A 5,693-nucleotide genomic window follows, 5' to 3' on the forward strand; every position below is an offset into this window, starting at 1 on the left:
CCCTGACACCGAGCGACTCGGTGACGAAGCGCAGGTTCTCCTCGAAGTGCTGCTCCCCGAAGGCGACCCGGAGGAAGGTCCGGAACCGCGCAACGACGTCGTCCTCGAACCAGTCGCCATCCACGATCGGGATGACGTTGTCCTTGTCCGGCGCAAACGTCGGGTTCGGCACCTTGGCCAGGTACTCCTGAAACGTGGCGCCTTGGTCAGCCAAGATGAGCCCCGGCTGATCCAGGCTGTAGCGACCAAACATGCACCCGACCGCGTAGGACACGAGATCGGACACGACGTCTTTCACGTCGCCATTTGAACCCCGGCCCAGGAGTGTGACCGGCGTACTCCCATCGATGTGGGACTCAAGTCCATCCACGCCGAGGGCACCAACCGCCGCTGAGTCAAGTTTCCCCTCGATCGTTGCGAGGTCCTGGATCCTCTGGTCCTGCACAGCCTGAAGTCCAGCCGACCGCGCCGCAAGCCTTGCCGACCGATCTCCGCTCACCAGCGGAGCGCGGACAAACTCCGTGGAGAGCTCAAAGTCATCCCAATCGGCCTTGCTAATCGAGATTGCCTCCGCCGCCAACTCGGCGAAGTCGGCCGGCAGCGTCGGAACGGGAATCCGCAGCACGTCGCCAACCTCGATGTTCAAGGTTGAGCTAATGAGATTCAGAAAATGTTTGACTACCGCAGTTCCAAGGTAGGCGACAATAGACGTCGGCGAGGCGCCGCCGCTTACGAATCCACTCGAGCCTGGCGTCATGAAAAGGGATCCAAACGGTGCGTATCGCACGCCGAAGTTCGCCGAGTTCAGAGCTCCCCATGTAAGCCCTTCTCTGAACGCGAAGTCTCCGTTGTAGTTGTGCGAACGAACCCGCCCGGTGCGGGGGTCGGTCAACGACCGGATGCGACTTCCGTCGCTTTCCCAGTCGATGACGTACTCCCGATTCCCGTACCACCGACGGAACTCGCCCCCTCTATTTACCGGGAACCAGCGTTTTCCAGAAGAACTGGCCTCGTTGTGGCTGCGCATACCGCGTCCGATGTTTGACCACGAAACCTCCGGCCATGCGCGAACGAAGGCCTCGTTGTCACCAGTCGCCATCGCAACTCGTGCGGTGAGAACCGTGCCGAGACTCGGATGCTTCGCGAATGCCGCGAGCGTGGCGCCATCAGCCCAGTACGCGAGCGGCGATCCAGGGACAACTTGCAGGGCCGTCGGGGAGATCACGTACGTGTTCTCAGGCACTTCGCCACGGATGGCCCCAAGCGCAGCCGCGCCAAGAGATGCTCCTCTCCGTTCGGACTCGACAAGCCGAACGAACGTGCTCTTGTCACTTCTTCTTGGGGTGTGTTCAACCACGACGGCAGCGACCTGCACGGTCGCACCGGGCATACCGCCAAGCGGGAGTTCAACCGCAGACAGAAGCCGATTCGCCTCTGTCACGTATTTGCGGAACGCAGCGTGGCCCTTCAAGTAGAACCAGACGTTGGGCGCCACAAATCCCGCGAAGCCGCCTCGCACCAGGAGTTCGAACTGGCGTCGCACAAACGCCGAGAAGAGATCGGATCGAAAGTCCGGAAACCAGGCAGCAAAATAGTCGGCAAGAACTGCCCCAACATTTTTGCTTCCCATGTAAGGAGGGTTCGCCACAACAACGTTGTATCGGGGCAAGAGAAACTCTGCCTGGGCGATGACGCTCGCCGCCCGTTCAGTCGCCTCGGCACGAAGCATGTCACCACTGTGATCAATACTTCGGAGATGCCAGCTCAGCTGAGCAGTCAGCTGCGCATCTGGCTGCACAAGCGAGCCAACCATGTCGGCCTCTGAGAACTGGTTCCAGTACGCAGTCTCCGCCTGCCGGTCTCCGCCCTTGGTGATGAGGAAGTCGATCTCGTCGGGTGTGAACTGGATCGGGTCGAGGACGCAAACGTTGGGTTCGATCTGCTTGTTGAAGAAGGTCCGCTGCTTGGCGCGGGCCTTCATGGTCAGGGCGAAGCCAGCGAGTGCACCGGCTCGAGGGTCGATTTCGACGCCGTAGAGGTTGTTGGTCAAGATCAGGCCGGGGATCTCGGCCGGGGCGTAGCCCTCTTCTTCGTAGATCGCGTACAGCAGGTCGAAGGCGTAGGTCAGCATGTGCCCCGACCCGCATGCCGGGTCGACGACCTTGAGCTCCTCTGGCCGGGCGATCTTGAGGAAGTCGGTCTCCTCGTCGACGGGGGCGATGTAGTAGTCCATCTGGTCGATCAGGCGCGAGGCCGGGCGGTTGAGCATCCACAGCCGGCCGAGGGAGTTCTCGACGAGGTACCGGACGATCCAGTGGGGCGTGAACAGCTGAGTGGCTGCGGGGATCTCGTCGGCGCCAGCCTTCTTGTTCTTCTTGAACCCGGCGAAGACCTCGTCCTTACGCTCCGAGATATAGAACTGGTAGAGCCATCCGATGACCTCGACGTCCTGACAGACATCCTTGGTGAGCACCCTCACGGCCCGGTTCAGGGCCGACTCGTCGGCCAGCAGGTTGGCCGGGATCAGCAACTCAGTGAAGTCGCCTTCGCGCTCGAACATGAACGGCATCGCGCGGTTCCAGTAGCGGCAGTAGTCCGCGAGCAGCAGGGCGTAGGCCTCGCCCTGGGCGTCGTCGCTGCGGCGGGTGCCGTCGAGCAGCCCCGTGACGATCTCGCGAGACCTGCCCCCAACTACCTCGGTATCGAAGTTGCCACGCTTGGCCTCGGCCAGGATCTCAGGCTGTCCGGTGTCGAGGCCGGCCTGCGGGGAGGCGACGCCGACGCTGGTGTAGCCGTTGGCGTCCATGAAGCGCAGGGCGACGATCCGGTTGAACCACGTGTAGGCAACCTTGTCCGCGACTGCGGCCTTTCCCTTGTCGCCCCCACCGGCCGCCGTGACGGCCCTTTCCAGGGACTCCACAGCCCTGGGCTGCTCCACCCGATCGGGCGAGGCAGGCGCCAGCACAACGGCAACCCGGGCTGTCACCTCACGGATCAGCGAGGTGCGTGCCCACGTCGCGAACGACTTCAGCGGTGCGGTTTCCATCAGAGCGAGATTCGCTTTCCGTCATTCAGCGTCTTCACGAGCGCCGAGCGCAACGCGTCGAGGCAGCGGTCAACGTCGTCATCGGACGGGTCTCGCAGGTGTGCGCGGACGGTGATGGTGTCACTCATCTGCGACCTCAAGTCCGGGGATCTTCCTCATGGCAGCACCGAACTTCGGGTAGTTGGCTTTTACGCCGTCGTCGAGGTCGATGTTGAGCTGACGCGAGGCCAGCGGGTAGAGCACGTCGTGCTCGTACTCCTCSAGCTCCAGAAGCACCGTGCGCAGCAGGTCGGCCTCCTTCTGGGCGGCCGCCTGCTGACGCGGCGTGCCACCGCCGGCGGCCAGCCGGTCCTGCTCCTGCAGGCTCGACGAGAGCTTGGCCCGGAACTCACGCAGGTACTCATTCAGCACCGTCGAGACCGTAGACGGCGTGTAGCGGTGCATATAGATCAGGGCGCTGAACGATCCCTTCGGACTGGAGAACAGCCAGTAGATCGGGCGCTTCTTGTACCGCTGGACATGGTCCTTGTAGAACGACCGCACGAAGTAGTCGCGGATGTCCCTGACACCGAGCGACTCGGTGACGAAGCGCAGGTTCTCCTCGAAGTGCTGCTCCCCGAAGGCGACCCGGAGGAAGGTCCGGAACCGCGCAACGACGTCGTCCTCGAACCAGTCGCCATCCACGATCGGGATGACGTTGTCCTTGTCCGGCGCAAACGTCGGGTTCGGCACCTTGGCCAGGTACTCCTGAAACGTGGCGCCTTGGTCAGCCAAGATGAGCCCCGGCTGATCCAGGCTGTAGCGACCGAACATGCACCCAACCGCGTAGGACACCAGGTCAGTTGCAACGCTGGCTCGCTCAAGCGCCGTGTACTCCGCCGCGGACCTGCCTGGTCCGTACCGGAACTCGACATTCCTTGTCAGCGACACACGGTGCAGAGGCACATTTACTGGAACCTCGCCGACCAAACCATAAGCTTCTGCGACGATTCGGTTGTTCTCGCTCTCCCGCGTCTGCTGGCCCTTAGCGATTGCCGACGATTCCGCTGTGTATGCACCAACGACGCGGGCGAGCTTGGTCGATACTGTGCCGACGAGCGGGCTGAACGTGAAGCCCCACGACGTCTCGAAGCTATCCCAGTCCTCCCTCGATACGTCCGTCGCTACCTTTGCCGCCCTGGAGTCGAGAGACTTCCAGTGGTGGGGAACGGGCAAGCTTCCCATCGCCGTGAGGCGAAAGTCCAGAGTTGGACTGATAGCGCCGAGCAAGACCCCCAGTGAAGAACTGTTCAACAATGCGAGCGCCGTAGTTATCGTCGATTCTGAGGCGAGAACCGATGGCGCTGTTGAGTCGAACAGTTGACCGGCCGGATACCATCGAATGGAAAACTCGCCGGACGAAACCCGGCCCCACGAGAGCGCTGGCTCGAAGTAGAACTTTTCGCTGCGAATCGACTTTGTGTAGGATCCGCCGTACTGCGCGACCACAGCCGCCTTTATCTCGGCGCCATCCCCCTCCCAGTTGATTACAAGGTCCTGATTGCCGTACCACCGCCTAAACGGTCCACCCTTCTTGTGCGGAAACCACCGGGCGCCGGAAACCATCGCTTCATCGCGACGAGCACATCTCATTGCGGAGCGGCTTGCCGAGATTTCCCACCAGTACCGGAGGTACTTCCCATTGTCGCCAGTCGTAAGGCCTTCTCGCAATGCGACTTCATTCAACAACGGGCGACCGTCGGCAAACGCGGCGCGCGCGGCATGAGACAGCCAGTAGGCAACGGGCGACCCGGGAATGTCTGCGAAGGCGGATGCGGCAACCTCGTGCCAGCCCTCTCCCTGCTGTCTAGTGGCTAAGGCGCGGGAAATGATGCCCTGCTTTGCCGACTCGGAATCGCCGTGAACGGCGCGGATGTACACACCGGTACGAGCGGCGTCGCCACCCCGTTTGAGCACGAATGCCGTGGTCGAGACTACTGAACCGCCTATCGAGTCGAATCCACGCTCGCCGAGGTGGATCATCGAGGACGGCGGGTTGCCCGCGACGATAGTCGCGCGCAAGACCTCGTACGAGGAGATGAACATCCACGACTGCATGGTGATCATCGCCACCGCGCCGTGAAGAACAGCTAGTCCGAGACACCGAGCGATGAACATGGCGAAAAGATCTGCCTTGGCGTCTGCGTACATCTCCTTTGAAAACGTCGCGAGCAGAGAGCCCATGTTCCCAGCGCCCATGTACGGCGGGTTCGCGACTACGACCGCGTAGCGCTGGGCTAGGTACTCAGCCTGGACAACTACCTGTTCAGCCCAGTCGAGGACGTCGGCTAGGAGGATGTCTCCGCGGTCGTCGAGCTGGGCGATGTGCTGCTTGAGGCGAACGGTGAGCTCGGCGTCGGGCTGGATCAGTGAGCCGAAGGTGTCGGCGTGTTCGAACTGGTTCCAGAAGGCCGCTTCGGCGTGCTTGTCGCCCCCACGAGTAAGCAGGAAGTCGATCTCGTCGGGTGTGAACTGGATCGGGTCGAGGACGCAAACGTTGGGTTCGATCTGCTTGTTGAAGAAGGTCCGCTGCTTGGCGCGGGCCTTCATGGTCAGGGCGAAGCCAGCGAGTGCACCGGCTCGAGGGTCGATTTCGACGCCGTAGAGG

3 protein-coding genes are annotated in these 5,693 nt (G+C 62.1%); all 3 read right to left on the reverse strand.

The genetic code is table 11. The features are described from left to right. Window positions 1-3,046 (reverse strand): BREX-1 system adenine-specific DNA-methyltransferase PglX (pglX, locus tag AC1DZC_RS19780; protein ID WP_477044449.1); only part of this gene is annotated, 3,046 nt, incomplete at its 3' end. Further along, window positions 3,046-3,174 carry a hypothetical protein gene (locus AC1DZC_RS19785; protein WP_477044450.1) on the reverse strand — a complete coding sequence of 43 codons (129 nt, stop codon included), beginning with the start codon at window positions 3,172-3,174 and terminating at the stop codon, window positions 3,046-3,048. The genes AC1DZC_RS19785 and pglX (AC1DZC_RS19780), both read right to left, overlap by 1 nt. Next, on the reverse strand, window positions 3,167-5,693 hold a 2,527-nt coding region (gene pglX / locus AC1DZC_RS19790), incomplete at its 5' end, for a BREX-1 system adenine-specific DNA-methyltransferase PglX (RefSeq protein ID WP_477044451.1). The genes pglX (AC1DZC_RS19790) and AC1DZC_RS19785, both read right to left, overlap by 8 nt.

Source organism: Cellulomonas sp. P2_B4 (genome assembly GCF_056404795.1).

Bases quoted from the DNA above. Each gene is read 5' to 3' on its own strand.
- AC1DZC_RS19785 (WP_477044450.1), bottom strand. From the start codon at position 3,174: ATGAGTGACACCATCACCGTCCGCGCACACCTGCGAGACCCGTCCGAT.